This is a genomic window from Synechococcus sp. NOUM97013, from assembly GCF_014279815.1.
Classification (GTDB): Bacteria; Cyanobacteriota; Cyanobacteriia; order PCC-6307; family Cyanobiaceae; genus Synechococcus_C.
Genome location: NZ_CP047941.1, coordinates 1,035,721 through 1,053,184 on the forward strand (window position 1 = coordinate 1,035,721; position 17,464 = coordinate 1,053,184).

The 17,464-nt window shown below is 52.4% G+C and carries 18 protein-coding genes; 5 read left to right on the forward strand and 13 right to left on the reverse strand.

Features of this window, described 5'->3' with window-relative positions; translation table 11 throughout:
* Positions 1–160 precede the first annotated feature (160 nt).
* From SynNOUM97013_RS05385 to SynNOUM97013_RS05395, 3 genes are all read left to right on the forward strand, one after another.
* Positions 161–925, forward strand: coding sequence for an ion transporter (locus SynNOUM97013_RS05385; protein WP_255443019.1), 765 nt, complete (start codon positions 161–163; stop codon positions 923–925).
* Between the two features lie 184 nt (positions 926–1,109).
* On the forward strand, positions 1,110–1,532 hold the full coding sequence (locus SynNOUM97013_RS05390) for a hypothetical protein (protein WP_186481099.1): 423 nt from the start codon (positions 1,110–1,112) through the stop codon (positions 1,530–1,532).
* Positions 1,533–2,105: 573 nt separating this feature from the next.
* Positions 2,106–2,432 carry a hypothetical protein gene (locus SynNOUM97013_RS05395; protein WP_186481100.1) on the forward strand — a complete coding sequence of 109 codons (327 nt, stop codon included), beginning with the start codon at positions 2,106–2,108 and terminating at the stop codon, positions 2,430–2,432.
* Positions 2,433–2,844: 412 nt separating this feature from the next.
* On the opposite strand, the gene SynNOUM97013_RS05400 is transcribed toward SynNOUM97013_RS05395, so the two are convergent.
* The 10 genes from SynNOUM97013_RS05400 to aroA form a co-directional block, all read right to left on the reverse strand.
* Positions 2,845–3,483, reverse strand: a complete 639-nt coding sequence (locus tag SynNOUM97013_RS05400) for a tetratricopeptide repeat protein (RefSeq protein ID WP_186481101.1) — start codon at positions 3,481–3,483, stop codon at positions 2,845–2,847.
* Positions 3,484–3,603: 120 nt separating this feature from the next.
* Entirely contained in the window at positions 3,604–4,062 is a 459-nt protein-coding gene (locus tag SynNOUM97013_RS05405; RefSeq protein ID WP_186481102.1) for a hypothetical protein, read from the reverse strand.
* A gap of 436 nt (positions 4,063–4,498) precedes the next feature.
* Complete coding sequence (locus SynNOUM97013_RS05410) at positions 4,499–4,885, reverse strand: hypothetical protein (RefSeq protein ID WP_186481103.1); 387 nt, start codon at positions 4,883–4,885, stop codon at positions 4,499–4,501.
* Positions 4,886–5,547: 662 nt separating this feature from the next.
* A complete protein-coding gene (locus SynNOUM97013_RS05415; protein WP_186481104.1) occupies positions 5,548–5,838 on the reverse strand; it encodes a Nif11-like leader peptide family natural product precursor in 291 nt (96 codons plus the stop codon).
* Positions 5,839–5,995: 157 nt separating this feature from the next.
* Positions 5,996–6,235, reverse strand: a complete 240-nt coding sequence (locus tag SynNOUM97013_RS05420; protein WP_186481105.1) for a Nif11-like leader peptide family natural product precursor — start codon at positions 6,233–6,235, stop codon at positions 5,996–5,998.
* A 71-nt stretch (positions 6,236–6,306) separates the two neighbouring features.
* Positions 6,307–6,873 carry a pentapeptide repeat-containing protein gene (locus tag SynNOUM97013_RS05425; RefSeq protein ID WP_186481106.1) on the reverse strand — a complete coding sequence of 189 codons (567 nt, stop codon included), beginning with the start codon at positions 6,871–6,873 and terminating at the stop codon, positions 6,307–6,309.
* A gap of 182 nt (positions 6,874–7,055) precedes the next feature.
* Complete coding sequence (locus SynNOUM97013_RS05430) at positions 7,056–7,331, reverse strand: hypothetical protein (RefSeq protein WP_186481107.1); 276 nt, start codon at positions 7,329–7,331, stop codon at positions 7,056–7,058.
* A 165-nt stretch (positions 7,332–7,496) separates the two neighbouring features.
* Entirely contained in the window at positions 7,497–7,814 is a 318-nt protein-coding gene (locus SynNOUM97013_RS05435; RefSeq protein ID WP_011364204.1) for a DUF3303 domain-containing protein, read from the reverse strand.
* A 1,256-nt stretch (positions 7,815–9,070) separates the two neighbouring features.
* Positions 9,071–9,988, reverse strand: a complete 918-nt coding sequence (locus SynNOUM97013_RS05445; RefSeq protein WP_186481109.1) for a tRNA (5-methylaminomethyl-2-thiouridine)(34)-methyltransferase MnmD — start codon at positions 9,986–9,988, stop codon at positions 9,071–9,073.
* Positions 9,985–11,304 (reverse strand): 3-phosphoshikimate 1-carboxyvinyltransferase, encoded by a 1,320-nt coding sequence (aroA, locus tag SynNOUM97013_RS05450; protein ID WP_186481110.1) that lies wholly within the window; start codon positions 11,302–11,304, stop codon positions 9,985–9,987. The genes SynNOUM97013_RS05445 and aroA overlap by 4 nt, the downstream gene beginning before the upstream one ends.
* 783 nt (positions 11,305–12,087) lie before the next feature.
* Between aroA and SynNOUM97013_RS05455 the strand changes: the two genes are divergently transcribed.
* Positions 12,088–13,731, forward strand: coding sequence for an iron uptake porin (locus SynNOUM97013_RS05455; protein WP_186481111.1), 1,644 nt, complete (start codon positions 12,088–12,090; stop codon positions 13,729–13,731).
* A gap of 114 nt (positions 13,732–13,845) precedes the next feature.
* Here SynNOUM97013_RS05455 and SynNOUM97013_RS05460 read toward each other — a convergent pair whose 3' ends face one another.
* Positions 13,846–14,085 carry a hypothetical protein gene (locus SynNOUM97013_RS05460; RefSeq protein ID WP_186481112.1) on the reverse strand — a complete coding sequence of 80 codons (240 nt, stop codon included), beginning with the start codon at positions 14,083–14,085 and terminating at the stop codon, positions 13,846–13,848.
* Positions 14,086–14,142: 57 nt separating this feature from the next.
* Positions 14,143–14,802, reverse strand: coding sequence for a Fe2+-dependent dioxygenase (locus SynNOUM97013_RS05465; protein ID WP_186481113.1), 660 nt, complete (start codon positions 14,800–14,802; stop codon positions 14,143–14,145).
* Between the two features lie 100 nt (positions 14,803–14,902).
* Between SynNOUM97013_RS05465 and SynNOUM97013_RS05470 the strand changes: the two genes are divergently transcribed.
* On the forward strand, positions 14,903–15,904 hold the full coding sequence (locus tag SynNOUM97013_RS05470) for an extracellular solute-binding protein (RefSeq protein WP_186481455.1): 1,002 nt from the start codon (positions 14,903–14,905) through the stop codon (positions 15,902–15,904).
* Here SynNOUM97013_RS05470 and SynNOUM97013_RS05475 read toward each other — a convergent pair.
* Positions 15,879–17,438 (reverse strand): UbiD family decarboxylase, encoded by a 1,560-nt coding sequence (locus tag SynNOUM97013_RS05475; RefSeq protein WP_186481114.1) that lies wholly within the window; start codon positions 17,436–17,438, stop codon positions 15,879–15,881. The two genes, SynNOUM97013_RS05470 and SynNOUM97013_RS05475, sit on opposite strands and share 26 nt — an antisense overlap.
* Positions 17,439–17,464 lie beyond the last annotated feature (26 nt).

Sequence of the window (17,464 nt, forward strand, 5' to 3'; positions counted from 1 at the left end):
GAGGCTGGGGGTTGATCGATGCCCGTGAGTATGTGTTTGCTCAATCATGTTGAATAGCCCACCTCAGGGACTATTCGTTTTCCATCTGGCATCGGCCTGATGTGTGCTGGCATCAGGCGATCCGTGCAGACAAGATGAATCCGGATAGCGTCGATTCGTCGTGAGCTCATTTCGAGAGAAACTTTTCCAAGCGTTGTATGGCGAGGAGGACAAGCGCAAAGCAACAGTGACTGTGCAGGTCCTGGGATTGCTGATCGGCTTCTCGATTGTTCTGGCGATTGTTGCGACTGAGCCCGTCGTTCGATCCTCACAGGGTGATCTGCTCGTCAACCTCGACATTGCAGTTGCAGTTATTTTCCTGATCGAATATTTCTCCAGGATGTGGGTTGCACCTTTGAAGAAAGGTGCAAGACGAGGCCTTCGTGGTGCTTGCGACTTTGCGCTGACGCCTTTAGCAATCCTGGATCTGATTGCCATTGCTCCAACCATCCTCGGTTTTATTACGCCTGAACTGTATTTACTCAGGATCGTTCGTTTGGTCAGAATCGGTCGTGTGGGTCGTTCAAAACGTTTTCGTCAAAGCATTAAGTACTTCAATCGGGCGATTGCCGCGAAGAAAGAAGCATTACTCATCTCCGCTGTGTATTCAGGTATTGTCATCACTATCAGCAGTATTTTGATGTTCCTGGCAGAAGGAAGCATCCAGAATGAGCAGTTCGGCTCTATCCCTCGTTGTCTCTGGTGGTCGATTATCACTGTTACTACCGTTGGCTATGGCGATACTTATCCTGTTACCGCATTAGGGAAAATCATTGCATCCTTGACAGCGATTTGCGGAATCGCTGTTATTGCAATTCCCATTGGAATTATTTCCGCAGGCTTTACGGAATCACTTGGTTCGGAGACGTGCAATGAAGAGGTATGAATCTTTCCTGACGAAAACTCAGGGTCTCACTCACGATGCTTCTCTATGAAATTGTCACACATCTTGTTAGGTTAATCCCGATCTATAGAATCTCGGCCAACTTCCTATATCTCTCTTCAATCAGTCCATCGTTGATCAGTCACTCAATAACCCTGGATCCTCACCAAATGATTGGATCATTTTGATGCACTTTGAAGTAGGCTTGCTCAATCGCTCGAAACATCTAATGCAGATAGTGCAGTATCTAAAGGATAAATTCAATCCCTCTAGGCCTATGGGGAGAAAGAATTTTGTTTGGAGCTATCTTCTTACCATATGTGTCTATGCACCCATCGCGTGGAACTTGCCTGGCATGGATGAAATGCCAGCCTCTGCTACTACGATTCTGTTGCTTCAATTGATCAGTATCCCTCAAAACTTACTGCTCTTTCGACGGTCTAGTGCTGCGGGAATTCCAACAGCACTTGTGATTTTATGTTGGTTCCTTACGCCGATTCATCTTATGGCAGAAGGAGGCTTGCTCGAATTTGCTATCCATTGGTATCAATTTGTGCTGATGCTGTTCATTTTATTTAAAAAGAACATAGTAGATCCGGTTGCTCCATGAAGCTGATTTTTTCACACATCATCCATTCAATTCTTTTATCCTCTAATATCTTTGAGGTTCTGTTCAGTAGGTTTTCAAGGTTTGGCTCTCTTGGTGGCCTGAATCTATGTCTTGCGAGTTTCATCTGAATGATCCAGGAGACTAGGCTAAGCTCCTTGGTTAATCAGCTTCTTGATGAGAACAGCTTTATATCTTTAAATGTTCCTGTCTTCAATCTCTTCTAACTTAAAGTATTGGAGACAGTGATAGTCCCGGTACTCGCGACTTCGGATGACATCAGTCAGAAAGCTCTTCCAGGTGTTCAGAATGTCTTGTACTGGATCGGTTACCATTCGATGGTTTCCAACAGGACGACGACGAGGGGTTTGAGTTGTCTGTGAGTTACTGATTTCAATACTTGTTTAGAGATCACCTAAATAACAGTGGTTATCACGATATGACGCCTACAAATCCAGGGTTGGGCTATTGGCACACAAGAGGGGGGATTGAATTTCCTCTATAGGTCAGTCCCCTTTTGTGTGTCTACATTCGGGTAGTGGTTGCTTCACAACCCTGGATCTCTAGGATGAGCTTTTGAGTAATCAAGGTTTAATGTTTGCAGTAATCCTTCTTCCTCCACTTCTCTTTGCGGTTGTGGGTGGTCTCGGTGTTTCCATCCTTGCAGTTGGGTTTTTAGGTCAAAAGAAGCCGTGGTTCGGCAAAAACGACCTGCTTTGTTTCTTGGGGATCTGTCTTGGTGCTTTTATCTGGGTGTTATTGATCGCGTTGATTCCTGTTGGTCAGGTCGGTTCAAACAGCTTGGAAGGTTATCCAGCACTGTTGCTGAAAGCTTTAATGCTTGGCCTGGCACCTGTATCTGCACTACCCGCACTTATGGCTTACGGCCCTAGAAAGAAATAACTTAATACTTTTGTGCTCCAAAGACTAGGGATATGGTTTTAACATATCAAGCAAATCGGATACAAGAAAGAATGTGGTTAGAAGAAGGCATCGAGACCTTGACGATAGTTTTGTAGAGTAGAATCAATGTTTTCCTGACTACCTGAGCGAGAAATATCCCCATTACGTTGAAGAGTCATATATGAATATTCCTCGTCATGAAGGTGGAATCCTCCACATCTGATATCAGGGCTTTAGACGATAGTCACCGGAAGTTGTGTTGTAGTAGAGAGCACCTGCTGCAACATCACCAGTCCCTGCTGTCGAGTCATCAGAATATTCACCAATACCCAAAAGGGTTCTGGTTGCCGATGCCTAGCCTCCAGCACACAATCTAGTCGACATCGCAAAACTCATACCATTCCATGCTGACTTATTTGCAGGCGTCGGGATTGCTTTCAAGGATTCCGATTGCCACTGGATCACCAAGTGATGCTGCTTTCTTGAAGTCTTTGCAGGCGTCAGTGACATTGCCTTGCCTGTTGTAGTTCTTTGCGCGATGTAGGTAAGCGCGTTCGTAATTGGGATCTATTTCTATCGCCTTGTTCAAATCGATAAGTGCTTCATCATAGTTCCCAAGCGCTGACTTCATTTCGCCTCGGTTGCTATAAGCACTTGTAAAGTTTTCATTGAGGCCAATTGCTTTATTCATGTCAAGGATTGCACCGCCTGGATTATCCAGCATTGCCTTTGCAACGCCACGCGTTTCATACGCCTCTGGGATGTTTGGATCAAGTTCTATTGCTTTGTTGGCGTCACCCAGCGCTTCTTGTGGTTTATTTAACCCTAATAGCGCTGATGCTCGTGAGAAGTATGCATACCCATTATTGGGTTCTTCCTTGATGAGTTCGTTGAAATCTTCTAGTGCACCTTGGTAGTCACCTGAGTGCCATTTCTCTTCACCGCTTATTTGCAAAGGGTTCAGTTCCTTTGAAGGGAAATTGAACCAAGGCGTTTTAATCGATGGACCCTCGAAGGTTATGGATGTATTCCCGCAACCCGTTGTGCTCAAAGTGCAGAGTGCCAGTGCGAGTGCTGCCAGGGATCTATGGAGAGGCATCTGCTTAGGTGTCCGCTGTTCCTAAGGTAGGAAGGATCTTGAATCAGGCATGCAAGTGCTCTTGAGGCGCTTTTACTCAAAGACCTCTTTCTGCGGAGCCTCGTATGCAGATTTGTTTGATGCTTCACAACTACCGCGGAAACTGCCTGAGTCTTCAATAAAGCGGTCTCTATCATTTTGGTAGATAGTTCCAACTACTCCTCCTGGAGTTTCGTATTGAAGATGTGTTGTGTATTCTTCATAGATACTTCCACTCTCCTTCACTGTTTTCCAAGCAATTTGCCTTTGGTTTATATCCGTCGTGAATTCATTTGCAACCTCTGGTTCAGTTGAGTCAAACACTACATCCTCCTTGGTGTCGATTTTGTAATGGATTACATCATCTGTCTCCCTTTTGGATATCTGTTCGCCGAGGTTCCAGTCAAATACAGTTCTCTCGATAGTTACTTCGCATTTCAGGTATAAAAAGTCATCAGCAAGCGCAGGTGATGTTGTAAGAAGCAGGGTTGTGATGAGTAGTGGGAGTTTCATTCTCAGAGTCTAGGTAAAGGAATTGGGTTTGTTTGTGGATGGATCATGCTGAACACCGTGCTTTGTCCTGTTTGAAGGAGAAAGGGGAATGCTTTAGATAGTCACATGACACCCAAGGACCAATGACATCTTGATGACCCTCTACATCTTGGAGAACTGGTTTCAGCGCAACGAGCCAATGCCCCCAGAGGCTTAAGCCCTGGCTTTCCATTGGTCGCCGAGACCTAGGGGAAACCGGCAGTGGAGGTGATAAGACTGGACTGGATCGACTCCGTGATGACCGAGGCAGAGTCAGACTGACCTACAGCCTGGAGCCTAGGAGTCTGTATGTGATCGGTATCCTCATATGGGGGATGTAGTTTTGGAGCCCCATAAGAGACAATCCACCAATGCAATTGCCTTCTGCCTTCGGTTTGAAGTGTTGCGATTCCGCCTACTAAAACTGGAAGGTTGTTTTGACGTGCACGAAACCATCATCAGGGTCTGTGACAGTGGTGGTTACTGGCAAACCATTTAACATTTTCGTATCACACATCGGCCCTATCTCTATAGGTGTTCCATCCTTTATCTCAAAAAAGATTCGCCCCCTGCACTGATAGTCAGTTCTGCGACCTTTGAAGTTGCCCTTGCTAAACACTTCGTAGAAAGTGACGGTGTTTGTCTCTGAGTTCCAAGTCGCATCATTACCTGTTGTTGTGCTGGGTTCAGAATTCAGGAAGTAATAAATGCTGACAAACGAACCCTTTACAGCTGGAACTGGATCTACTGCTACTGCAGGAGCTGATACGAGTGCCCATAGGGCAAGGAGAATTCCTGTCTTCACTGGGTTCTGCCTCAAAGACTCCTTAAGTGATACCCGCTATCTAGGGTCAGTGGGCACCAACTTCCACTGGGCGTTAGCAGGGACCTCAGGTCCAGCGTTCATGTTCTCTGGTTCCTTGAAGGTGACCCTCCAGTCAGCAACCCTGCAAGGGACGTAATCACCACGCTCAATACGGACGCCGCCCAGGACAGAAGGGGCTCCCTGGAAACCGCCGATCCATTCGCTATCAACACCCAGTCCACCACGGAACCAGACCCAGCACCTGGCGTTGGGCTGTGTTGTGGATTGCTTGGCTGCCACGTGGGCTCCCGTTGTGAGCAGACCTTAATGAGCATTAGTCAATGAGCGGTCTTTCTCAGGTATTTGTTCCCAGTCCTATGCCAGAACAAAAGGGTCCACGGTGAGTGGATTCCAAATGGGTTGGGAGGTCGACCACGGGGGTGGTCGGCTCTTTTTTATGAATTGCGGTGGTTGTCAAGGATCAATTCTGAATAGGAATTCAGACAATAAAAAAGCCCGCTAAATGCGGGCGATGGTGCCAGGTATTGACGGCTGATTGATGGGGTTAATCAGACGATTGAAGCAATAAAAACCCCTGTCAATGCAGGGGCTTTGGGAGCGTAGGATCTCAAAAACCGCCGCTGCACCTCCCCACTAGTCTCTCAGCGATCCTGCTGTCCTGGGTAGCCAGCCATAGGTAAATCAAAACACCCAAAAATCTCAACCTCCAAGACGCTTAAATGACCGCCACCAGCTGCAGCTTCCAGCTCATCGTCTGACACTTCTCCCGATTGCGATTGCATTGATTGAATATCTTCTGCGGTAATTGAAAATCCAGCTTCTTTGGCGATTTGAAGAGCAGCTTCAGGAGTGGTTGCTGCCTTGAGCTTTTCCTGCAATTCGGTATCAGATTTAACCTTTTCTGGAAATGCCTTGAGTTGCTCTTCTGGCATTGGAAGGTGTGGAGCTACAGGCTTGTCATAGCAACAGTCGGCAGCAATGTCAGTTGGCAATAAATAAGCCCGCTAAGTGCGGGCGTGTGGCACCTCTGCTACATCGTATATGGGCTTCAAAGATTTTTGTTATTTTTTATCGGGACTAATGCTGACTTCATTGACATAATTCCGATTCCGATGGTCTAATAATCCAAATACCACCAGCCGCTGCTTCTAGTTCGGCGTCAGAGACTTCTGATTGAGCCTTCTTCAAGTCATCAGCTGAAATCATAAAGCCAGCGTCTTTTGCCATCGCCACAACAGCATCGGCATCAGCAGCTGCCTTGAGCTTCTCCTGAAGACCAGTGTCTCCTTTGACTTTTTCCAGGAACGCTCTGAGTTGCTCTTCTGACATTGGAGGGCGTGGAGCTACAGCCTTGTCATAGCAACGGTCGGCAGCAGTATTCAGCCCTAGTGCGTCAATGCTCAGGCAGGAATGAGCTGATCTCCAAAACAAGGCCAAGTGCCGATATTCATGCTGCCGTCCGGGCAGGTTGTTCGGTAATAAATCGCCGAAAATGCATTACGTGCTTGACCCAAATTGAACGCACGCCACAGGTCCGCATCCCTCAGGTCTGCACGCTCCAGGTCCGCACCCCTCAGGTCCGCACTCCTCAGGTCCGCACGCCACAGGTCCGCACCCCTCAGGTCCGCCTCCCTCAGGTCCGCATGTATTAGGAACGCATTCCTCAGGTCCGCCTCCCTAAGGTCCGCCCAGCTCAGGTTTGCATCAAAGAAATTTCTCCGTGCGCCATCTGGGAACCATTCAGGTTGCCATCTCACACCAGGTCCTTGATAAGTGGTCGGAAGGCTTTCGGCACCAATGATCTCGTCGTCTTCTGCCTCTTTGCCAAAGAAGCTTTCAAGAGGCCCGATCAGGGAGTCGGTGGGGGTCCCTGGCTTATCGCAATCACAATCTTCTGCTTTCTCTATTGGCGTCGTCTCTGAAAAGGGATCCGAATCGAAGTAGTAGAACCAGTTGGCATTTGCCATAACAGGCAACAGACAATCAATAGCGATTTGATAGCAGTGTTGGATGTCTGCTGAAGCCGATTGTCAGCTAACGGGCTTGGGTCTGGCTGGCAGCGGCTGCAACGACTCAAACGCTCTGGGGTGAGCCACCAAAGAGCCATTCCCTCATCGGACGCATGCCAGGGCAACGCCCCCAGGGCTCGTCATGGGCGCATGTGATTGCTTCTCATTCGACTACCAGCCATGGCAGCGAGAGCTACAGCATTCAGCTCGTTGTCATCGCACTTGTCGTCGTCGTTCATTTGCCTGAGGAAGCCCCTCACCTCATCTGAGGTCACCGTCATCCCTTTCTCTGCAGCGATCTTCACCATGCGGCGAATCGAGGCATCAGGGTCAGCGGTCATCAGCTTGTACAGCTCACCTTGCACCGCAGTAGGCACCCCATCACGCAGTGCCTTGAACTCTTCAAGCGTTGCCATCAGTGGAACTGCAGCGGAACGGTCAGAAAGCTTGTCCTAGCTCGGACATACGACATAGAAAAAGAGCCAACCCCAACAGGTGACCCTTGGAGTACGAACATCTTTATGGCCAAAAAAAATAGGGCCAGCTCGACGCTGACCCCAAGTGCAAAATGCTTACAACGATTAGGACATCTTGGCGAAAAGCTTCTTGTGGTAATCAACCACATCCTGACAACCGATTACAGGAGTGAAGTCCATTTCAATGCCGAACTGAGCACGCCATGGCGCGAAGTGCTCAAAGATTTGAGCATCACTTTCAGCTTTGAAGAGGATGGTCACTCGGCCAGCGCCAGGGGCGTGCACGCGGAACAACATTTCAAAGCCATCAAAGTTGTCCAGCTTTGCCATTTCGCCTGAATCCCACAGCTCACAGAAGCTCTTGTAAGCAGCCAGTTGGCCTTCAATCTCAGGGAAAACGCAATCCGCGAGATACATCTGCATGGGAGCCCAAAAGATAAGGGAACAACCATGTCGTAGCCATCCCCAAGGGTTGCAACTGTTCAGGTGCTCAGGTCGTAACAGGAGGGCTATGCGATTGCGCCCTGAATCGCAGAACAGAGGCCAAAGAGGGAGGCCGCCCCTCCTGGATAGGAGAGACGGCCTAGCGCGCTCGTTTGTGCATCGTTCAACCCATCACGTTTGGAACGACAGAAAGGGTCGAAGCTTCTGGCTTGAGGCGCCCTGGGGCCATGCGCTCTAGGAATTGGGTCGTCTTCTCCGAGGGCACCTCGGGCGGTGCAAGTGGAGCGTCGATTGGCGTGGCTTACCTCTGCGTGCCTACCAAAGGACCGACCCGGATCGTTGTTGAGACTGTTGGAGCAGGGGCCAGAAAGTCAGTCTGCTTCTTTGTTCTGCTGTGTTGGACCGTCGTCTTGCATGGACGCCTCCGATCTCGTTGGGCTTACTTTCCACCCTTGAGGCGCGTGTTGGCATCGGTCAAATCGCGCATTGCCTTCTGAGGGGAAAAAGCCGAAAGTCAGAACGGCGTGCCAAACGCGGCGCCTTGAGGCCATCGATCTGCATGTCGTGCCTGCGTCTTGCCGATCTCCAATGGTTTTGGAAAACGTGACAAGTCTGCGCTGCTCAGCCATGTGCAGTTGCCACAGCAGCAATCGTGGACGCCACATCTTGTGGGCAAGTGGTCAGCGCACTTCGGTCGTGAGTTCTTCTTGGGCGGATGGAATTGATCCCTGTGTCATTCCTAAGGCAATGAGACCTGTGATCATGCAGATATTGATCAATGCGTAGCGTTTCATGGATTCGAGCATCGACCAACGGTTGTTCTAAATTACAGCCCTGAACGGAAATAGAATGTCTGATCTATTACAGCGTGCTTAGGGACGCTCGGTGATGAAACGGGTGTCGAGGCAAGGCACCCCAAGCCGTGCGCTTGATGAGCTCTGTGATCAAAATCACAGAGTGAAATAATCTCGATCACAACATGCATCATCAGTCTGGGGCATCTTGTGATGATTAACAGGACATGTTCATGGAAGATTTCAAGAATGTGATCTCGTTCGCAGCCGATTCCATCATTGTTGTGAGTCTTTCCGTTGTTGTGGGTGTTGCCTTTGGACAGGCTTACCCTCAAGCTCCAAGCCAACTTGAAATCCTTCAATATCCGATAACAACCAGTTCTGCTCATGATTGAGCCGTTCTTCAATTCACAGCAGATTGAATGATCTCTTGATCACTCGTTATTTGAGCATGTTGTTGCGCCACCTGCGCTGCCAGGCGCTGGTGCTTTCACTTCTGCAAGTTTGTTGCTCTTGTACACGTCTTATCCGAATCTGCTTTGCATCATCGTGACCATCGGGATCTCGATAGGGCACCGCTGCTCTGGTGTTGAGATGTTCTTCCTCCATCGTGCACAGCGGGTTCCATCCGGGGCCTCTGTAGGCGAGAGGTTTTGGTCCACCCGGTTTTGTGGCCAGAGTTCCGGAACTCCACTCCAGCCGTTGTCCAGGGGCTGGTTGTAAGGAGCGCAGCTCCAGCCCAGCGCGACGCAAGCTCCCTCGGATCGCCGCCGATCTGGAATACGTCAACAGCCTTCCTCCAGCGGCCAGTCGCTTGGCGAGGGCACCGAGAAACTCTTCGCTCCAGAGTTCAGGGCATCGCCCGGGCGAGAAGGCATCCATCAGGATCAAGTCTGCCTGCCACTGCTCAGGAAGGTCCTTCACGGTGCTTCGGGCATCGCCCCAGAGAACGGTTCCCTCTGATTGCCTGTCGGTCCAGCTGCTGTTCCTGTTGAGCTGCTCGAGTCGCCTCAACACTTCTGGGGACCAGAGCGTGCAAAAAGAGTGGTGAGTCAGCGCCAAAGACAGAGGGCGTGGATCCAACTCCAGTCCCCACCATTGAAGGGCTGGTGCATTCTGCTTGGGCAGTGCGTTCATCACTGCGGCGCTGTTATATCCGAGTCCGACGCACACATCGAGAACCCGCAAGCTGCCCGCTCCGCAAAACCGTTCCAGTTGGGATGGTCGGACAAATTTGGCTTCTGCTTCAGCGAGCGCGCCTACGGAACTGTGAAAGGCTTCGTCAAATCGCTCGCTATGAAGACTCAGGCTTCCATCTGCTGTCTGCAGCGCGCTGAGCTCACCGAGCGGGTGGCTCAACGGTGCAGCCTTTTGAGGTCATCCCAAAACGTGGGGTAACTCACGGCTGCGGCGTCACTGCGCATCAGGGTTGAATCACCTTCCGCCAACAATGCCGCCACCGCCAGACTCATGGCCACGCGGTGATCAGTTTCGCTGTCGAGGGATACCCCCCTCAGCGGACGGCCACCCCGGATGGTGAGCCCATCGTCGTGTTCATCGATGTCGGCACCCATCGCTTTGAGCTGTCGTGCCATCACAGCCAGTCGGTCTGTTTCCTTGACCCGCAGTTCTGAAGCGCCCGTGATGCGGCTTTCTCCGTCACAGAAGCATGCTGCAACGCTGAGGATCGGCACTTCATCCACCAGGCGGGGCATGATTTCCTCCCCGAACACGAAGGGCTTGAGGGGGCCATGGGTGACTCTGAGATCACCTACAGGTTCCCCTGCGACATCCCGCTCATTGAGCACTTCAATCTGTGCTCCCATTTGCTGAAGCACCTCGAGGACTCCAGTGCGGGTGGGATTCAAGCCCACGTTTTCGACCGTCAAATCGGCGCCGGGCACCAAAGCACCGGCCACCAGCCAGAAGGCTGCTGAACTGATGTCACCCGGTACCACAACATGCTGGCCCGTGAGGGTTGCGCCTGGCCGAACGCTGATGTGACGCCCCATTTCTCCCCCCACCTCGAGGTCCGCCCCGAAGGCTTTCAGCATCCGTTCGCTGTGGTCCCTGGAATGAGCCGGTTCGATCACGGTGGTCGCCCCATCAGCGGTCAGTGCCGCTAGCAACAACGCTGACTTCACTTGCGCACTGGCGACGGGGGTACCGACGATGGCCCCTCTCAGCTTGCGACCAGCGACTGCCAGCGGGGCGAAGTTTCCGCCTCCGCGGCCTCGGACTTCGGCTCCAAGCATGGACAGGGGCTGGCCGACCCGTTGCATGGGTCGCCGGCGCAGGGATGCATCACCGCTCAGAACGAAATGGCGGCCATCCCTGCCGGCCAGCAAACCCAGCATCAGACGCATGGTGGTGCCGGAATTTCCGCAATCGAGCACCTCCGAGGGCTCTTGCAGCCCATCAAGGCCAACCCCCTGCACGGTGATGGTTTCTCCATCTTTGATGGGGCTGATGGTCACCCCCATTGCTCTCAGGCAAGCAGCGGTGCTGATCGGGTCTTCCGCTGGCAACAAACCTTCGATCGTTGTTTGTCCTTCAGCAATGGCACCGAACAGCAATGCACGGTGTGAGATGGATTTATCCCCAGGAACTCTCACGTGACCGCTGAGGGAGCCACCGGATTTGAGTGGACGGGCCTCTTCAGTGGTTCCCGGCACAGCGTCTGAACAGATGTGAGGCGAGTCTATTCAGTCACCTGTGCCCGACTTTCCTCGGCTTGGCTCATCCTTCAATGGAGTGGCCGTAGTCCGGAGTTTTGAGCATTAATCAATTTTTCAGATCCAGGCTTTTGTTAGTGCCGTGACTCTCACTGCTGAACCAAGAGCCGATCATTCAATTTGCTTGTCTTGCGATTCCGTTGGCTGTCTCAGTGAGTGTTGCTCAACTTGGCTGTGACCGACTGAATCAATCCCAACGATTTACCTCTCTTGAAAGCTGCTGCAGAACTATCCAACAAACTGTTAAGTGTGGTGGGTTTGAATTCTTGATGGTTCAGTCATTGATGTGAGAAAGGGGCAGATGTTATTTGCAATGCGCCCTGATCGCGTTGCAATGTCTGATCAGTGTGCCTTCAGTTCTGGTCATGGATCTGGCGCAACCACTGGGAGCCATTGCCTGTTCTCCATCTCCAGGGTTAAGGGCTGGTTAGTCCAGGTAATGAAAACTTTAAGGAGCTGTAAATTGCATCTCAAGAGCTCTTGATTGTCAGCTTTTGGTTCAATTTGGGTCCACTTTTCGAGTTGACACTCGTGATGCTCGGGGTTCGCGATTCGATCAAGTGGTGATGCGGCTTTTCAGCGGTGAAATGGTGTGATCGAATGCAGTTTCGGTTGGTTTGCTCCTTTGGCGCCTTCGTTTTGTGTGGCATTCGAGCAAGTCCAGCCGCTTGAATGCCCTCGAGGTCAAAGGCCTCTTCCTCTTCTCTCGGTGTGAGGGCTTCCATGAAACTTTTCAAGCAACTGCTGGTTGCTCCCGCTGCCCTGGGTCTTCTGGCTCCTGTGGCCGCCGGTGCGACTGAAGTCAACGTTGCCGGTGTTGCCGACTACGCCTCGAGCTCTTCAGGGAGCAGCCTCGAGCAGGTCACCAGCATCACTCAGTTCTCTGATGTCTATCCGACGGACTGGGCTTATCAGGCTCTGAGCAACCTGATCGAGCGCTATGGCTGCGTCGCTGGCTATCCCAACGGCACCTACCGCGGCAACCGTGCGATGACCCGCTTTGAAGCGGCCGCACTGCTGAACGCTTGTCTCGACCGCGTCACCGAAGTGACCGATGAGCTGAAGCGCCTGATGAAGGAGTTCGAAAAGGAGCTCGCCATCCTCAAGGGCCGCGTGGACGGTCTGGAAGCGCGCGTGGGCGAACTGGAAGCAACCCAGTTCTCCACCACCACCAAGCTGAGAGGCAAGGTGGACTTCGTGATGGGTGGCGTCAGCTACACCGGTGAGGATTACGACCTGGGCGAAGGCAAGGACTATCGCGGTGAAGATGCGGTCACTTTCAACTACCGCACCACCCTGAATCTCAACACCAGCTTCACGGGTAAGGATCTGCTTTATACCCGTCTGCGCGCTGGTAACTTCGGCGAGGGTGCTTTCTCCGGTAAGGGTTACACCGGCAACCAAACGCAGTTGGATGTAGCCAAGGAAACTGGCAACACCCTCAAGGTCGACAAGCTCTGGTATCAATTCCCAGTCGGTGATGACCTTCAGGTTTTTGTTGGTCCTCTGATTGAGAACTACTACATGCTCGGTGCTGCTCCGAGTGTGTATCGCCAGATTCTCAAGCAGTTCAAGCTTGGTGGTTATTACGGCGTTTATGGCGCTTCCACAGCTCCCGGTGCTGGTGTCGTCTGGAAACCGAATAGCAACGTCAATCCTTTCGATCCCAAGTTCAGCATTTCTCTGAATTACACCGCTAAAGGGGGTGCAAGCTCAGATCCTCAAAAAGGTGGTATTGGCACCGATGCCTCCAGGGGTAAGTTCTTGGCGCAGGTGGCTTATGGCGGCCCACAGTGGTCTCTCTCTGCGGCCTATGCCTACATTCAAAACGGTGCAACGGTTGGCTACGGAACCCCTCTGGGTGCTTCGACCACCGTTGTTGGTGGCAGTGACTCCTCCTTCTCCCGTGGCTTTAAAGATGCCAACGCCGTTGCTCTGCGTGCCTGGTGGCAGCCTCAGGAGTCGGGTTGGATTCCCAGCATCAGTGCTGGTTGGGGTCTGACATCGTTCAACAGCAATGATTACGACCTGACTGAATTTGAGATTTCCCCGAAGGAAACATCGCAAGATTGGATGGTGGGTCTTGGTTGGAAGGATGCTTTCATCAAGGGCAACCTGCTGGGATTTGCCATTGGCCAGCCTCAGTTCGAGACAGCTCGCGATAGTGGTACTCCCGATGATGGTAACTACGCCATGGAGCTGTTCTATCAGTTCCAGGTGACTGACAACATCTCAGTCACTCCGGCCGCCTTCTATGTCTCCCGTCCATTCGGTGAACTGACAGGCACCAATGACAGCTACGGTGGCAAGGGTGCTGAATCTTTTGGCACCTTTGGCTATCTGGTGAAGACCTCCTTCAAGTTCTGATCGGAAGGTCCTTTCAAGTATTGGATCGGCTCCCTCAATGAGGGAGTTTTTTTATGCGCAAAAAAAAGAGGGGTGTGAACCCCCTTTTTTCGACTCTTGGCTGGTTTTAGCGAATCACCAGCAGTTCTCTCCTTCACCAATTGGGATGCAAATATCCTCTTCCGCCGCCTTGTCGGCTGCTCGTTGTGCATCAGCATCCTTCACTGCTTCAGCATCAAGATCCTGATCAGTGCTCCATTCAGTGAGGCCACCACTAGGGGTGTCGGTATCAGCCAGACTTGCAGGTGTCGTGACTGCGCTGCTGAGTGCTGCGGCACCCGCAAGAAAAATAGAAAGGGTTGTGGAGCGCTTCATCGCAGGCAATTGTTTCAACGTTATCCCCACGATTTTAGGGTGAAAGGTGCCTGTCTTCTAGGTTCCTAATGATCTCAGTAAATTTGTATACGCGAGAAACACTTGATCCAATTCATCACTGCGTCCGTGCTTGGCGAGCAGTCCACGTGCACCACTGTCGAGTTGAAACAAAGTGACGCGATCGGTCTCGCTTTTGATGTAACTCTCGATCCAGCCAACGCAGACAATTCTTTCACCGTCGGTGACCTTTTTGACTCGATGCAATGTCGTGCTGGGGTAAATCACGATCTCACCTTGCTGAAGCGCTAGCTCGGTGGAGTCGCTGATGCTATCAACTTCAAGACTTCCCCCTTTGTAGCTGTTGGCATCGGAAAGGCAGAGTGTGAAGGAGAGATCGCTTCTTCCGCTGCTCATGTAGGCGTTGTCGACATGGGTTTCATAGCCACCACCTTTACTTGTTTTACTTATCTGAAAACGATGCAGTTTTCGTGGCAAGCAGAAGCTTTTAATGGCTGGATTCTTCCACATTTCTGTTTGGGCGATGGTTTGAATTTCGATGCGTTCTGGTGATGAATGCTCGACTTGTTTGTTGATCTTTCCCGTGCTCGCTTGAGCGCCAGCTGTGGTTCGGCCATCGACCCATTCAGCTTGATTGAGCAGGTTGATGATTGATTCGCATTGCTCTCGTGAAAGTAGTGGAAGTTTGAGGTGATTCATGGCAGAGCAAGCATTGGTATCAAATGATCATGTGGCCCGTATCGGCTGCACACGACGTGTGGTCGTCGCGTGAACAGCATTGGGTGGGCTTTTGTGTTTTATGAAGTTTCTCGCTGCCTCCCTGCTCGCGTCGCTCGCCTTCATGCCGCTATCGATTCATGCACGGGAAGTTCGTGTTTATTCAGGGCGTCACTACAATACGGACCGGCAGAGTTATAAGGCTTTTACAGAACAAACAGGCATCAAGGTTCGCCTGATTGAAGCCTCGGGGATCTCGCTTGTTGAACGTCTTAAGCGTGAGGGCTCCAACACGAAGGCCGATGTGATCATCCTTGTGGATGCCGCGCGCATCAACAATGCGGCAAAAGCCGGTCTGTTTCAGCCGATTGCATCGAGCAAACTTAAATCTGAGGTCCCTTCTCGCTATCGAGATCCGGGCAATCGTTGGTTCGGCCTGACGCGCAGGGTTCGGGCGATTGTTGTCAATCCAAACGTCGTAAATCCAGCCAAGGTGCGGACCTATGCCCAGCTGGCATCCCCGGATTTGAAGGGCAAGCTCTGCCTCAGGAATCGCAAAAATGTCTACAACCAGTCCTTAGTGGCTGATCAGCTCGCACTCAGAGGTGAAGCGTCAACCAAGGCTTGGTTGAAAGGGGTGACAGCGAATGTCGCGCAGCCCTATTTCTCGGGAGATATTGGGCTGATTCGTGCGGTTGCCCAAGGCAAGTGTGGCGTGGGCGTCGTCAATCACTACTACTTGGCCCGCATGTTGTCAGGTGTGAATGGCACCAAAGATCAGCAGCTTGCGCGCCAGGTGTCGATCGTGATGCCCAATCCTGCTCACGTGAACATCAGTGCAGCAGCCGTCTCTCGCTACGCCAAAAACAAACCTGAAGCGATTCAGCTGATTGAATTTCTGGCATCGCCCAATGGCAGCGCTGGTCTTGCTGGACCGACATATGAATTTCCCCTTCGTGGCGTGGGTTCGTCGACTTACCTGAAGGGCATGACCAAATTCACGCCCGACAACGTCACCGTCTCTCAGCTGAGCGCCTTCAACCCCCAGGCGATTCGGCTCATGGCCCAGGCCGGTTGGAAATGAGTTGATCCAGCAGGTAGCCGAACAACTCTGGATTCGGCTCCTGGTTGCTGATGTCACTTAACCCGAGTTCCTCAAGGCGATCCGTCACCTTCTGCTCGAGCTCCTCAGGCCGACTCAGCGGTTCGCCCCACTCATGATTTTTCTCCGGTCCGATCTTGGTGGTGGCATCGATGGCCAACCGACCGCCGAGCCCCAGTTGTTCGCTGGCGAAATCCAGAGTGTCGAAGGGCGTGTTTTCGAGGGTGAATAGATCGCGTTGAGGATCCACCTGTGCGGCGATGGCCCACACCACCTGGCGTGGGTCTCGAACGTTGATGTGGCTGTCGACCACCACCACGAATTTGGTGTAGGTGAACTGCGGCAAGGCACTCCAGAACGCCATGGCTGCGCGTTTGGCTTGCCCTGGATAGGCCTTGTCGATGGAGATCACGGCGAGCTTGTAGCTCAAGGCTTCCATGGGCAGGAAGAAGTCCTTGATCTCGGGAATCTGCTGCCGAAGAATCGGCGTGTAGATCCTGTTCAGGGCGATCGCCAGCATTGCCTCTTCCTTGGGAGGGCGGCCGCTGAACGTGGTCAAAAACATTGGGTCGCGCCGCTGCGTCATGCAGTGAAAGCGCACTAAGGGCGAATCCTCGACGCCGCCGTAGAACCCCATGTGATCACCGAAGGGACCATCGGGGAGCACTTCTCCGGGAGTGATCGTTCCCTCCAGCACAACTTCGCTGTGGCTGGGCACTTTGAGATCCAGGGTTTTGCAACGGCTCAGCCGCACGCCCTCACCGGCATAAATTCCCGCGAACAACCATTCACTCAGTTGCACCGGGATGGGAGTCGCGGCGGCCATCACCAGCAAGGGGTGAACGCCGATGGCAACAGCTACCTCCAGTTTCTTGCCCATGGCCGCCGCTTTGCGCAGGTGGCGAGCACCGCCACGAACGCTGAGCCAGTGCACGGTCATGGTGTTGACCGATTGCTTCTGCAGTCGATACACCCCGACGTTCGGAACCCCTGTTTCGGGGTCTTTGGTGATCACAAGTCCCAGGGTGATGACACCGCCGGCATCGCCGGGCCAGGGCCTGATCAGAGGAATGTTGTTCAGGTCGACCGCGTCCCCTTCAAACACCTGCTGTCTGCAGGGAGGAAGAAGGTCCAGATCAGGTCTGGCTTTTACCAGATCCCAGAACACCCGGGCGAACTGCTTGGTCTCCCCCAAACCCTTCGGCGGTCTCGGTTGCTGCAGCAGAGCCAGCCGTTCTCCCAGTTCTTCGAGCTGTTGGGGGTGCTCCAGGCCCATGCTCCACACCACGCGTTCCACGGTGCCCAGCAGGTTCACGGCCACCGGCATGGAAGAACCGATCACGTTTTCGAACACCAGACCAGGACCACCGCTGGCCAGCACCCGGTCCGCAATGGCGGCCAGTTCGAGATCGGGGTCAACGGGGGCCGTGATGCGTCTGAGCTGTCCCCGCTCTTCCAGCAACTGGATAAAAGCGCGCAGATCCCGGGTGCCCGGGCCGGGGCTGAACAGAGCCATCAGTAAGACACCTCAGGGGGCCGTGA

Coding starts and splice junctions, on each gene's coding strand:
- SynNOUM97013_RS05390 (WP_186481099.1), top strand. CDS start 1,110: ATGCACTTTGAAGTAGGCTTGCTCAATCGCTCGAAACATCTAATGCAG.
- SynNOUM97013_RS05405 (WP_186481102.1), bottom strand. CDS start 4,062: ATGAAACTCCCACTACTCATCACAACCCTGCTTCTTACAACATCACCT.
- SynNOUM97013_RS05415 (WP_186481104.1), bottom strand. CDS start 5,838: ATGCCAGAAGAGCAACTCAAGGCATTTCCAGAAAAGGTTAAATCTGAT.
- SynNOUM97013_RS05420 (WP_186481105.1), bottom strand. CDS start 6,235: ATGTCAGAAGAGCAACTCAGAGCGTTCCTGGAAAAAGTCAAAGGAGAC.
- SynNOUM97013_RS05425 (WP_186481106.1), bottom strand. CDS start 6,873: ATGGCAAATGCCAACTGGTTCTACTACTTCGATTCGGATCCCTTTTCA.
- SynNOUM97013_RS05430 (WP_186481107.1), bottom strand. CDS start 7,331: ATGGCAACGCTTGAAGAGTTCAAGGCACTGCGTGATGGGGTGCCTACT.
- SynNOUM97013_RS05435 (WP_011364204.1), bottom strand. CDS start 7,814: ATGCAGATGTATCTCGCGGATTGCGTTTTCCCTGAGATTGAAGGCCAA.
- SynNOUM97013_RS05455 (WP_186481111.1), top strand. CDS start 12,088: ATGAAACTTTTCAAGCAACTGCTGGTTGCTCCCGCTGCCCTGGGTCTT.
- SynNOUM97013_RS05460 (WP_186481112.1), bottom strand. CDS start 14,085: ATGAAGCGCTCCACAACCCTTTCTATTTTTCTTGCGGGTGCCGCAGCA.
- SynNOUM97013_RS05465 (WP_186481113.1), bottom strand. CDS start 14,802: ATGAATCACCTCAAACTTCCACTACTTTCACGAGAGCAATGCGAATCA.
- SynNOUM97013_RS05470 (WP_186481455.1), top strand. CDS start 14,903: ATGAAGTTTCTCGCTGCCTCCCTGCTCGCGTCGCTCGCCTTCATGCCG.
- SynNOUM97013_RS05475 (WP_186481114.1), bottom strand. CDS start 17,438: ATGGCTCTGTTCAGCCCCGGCCCGGGCACCCGGGATCTGCGCGCTTTT.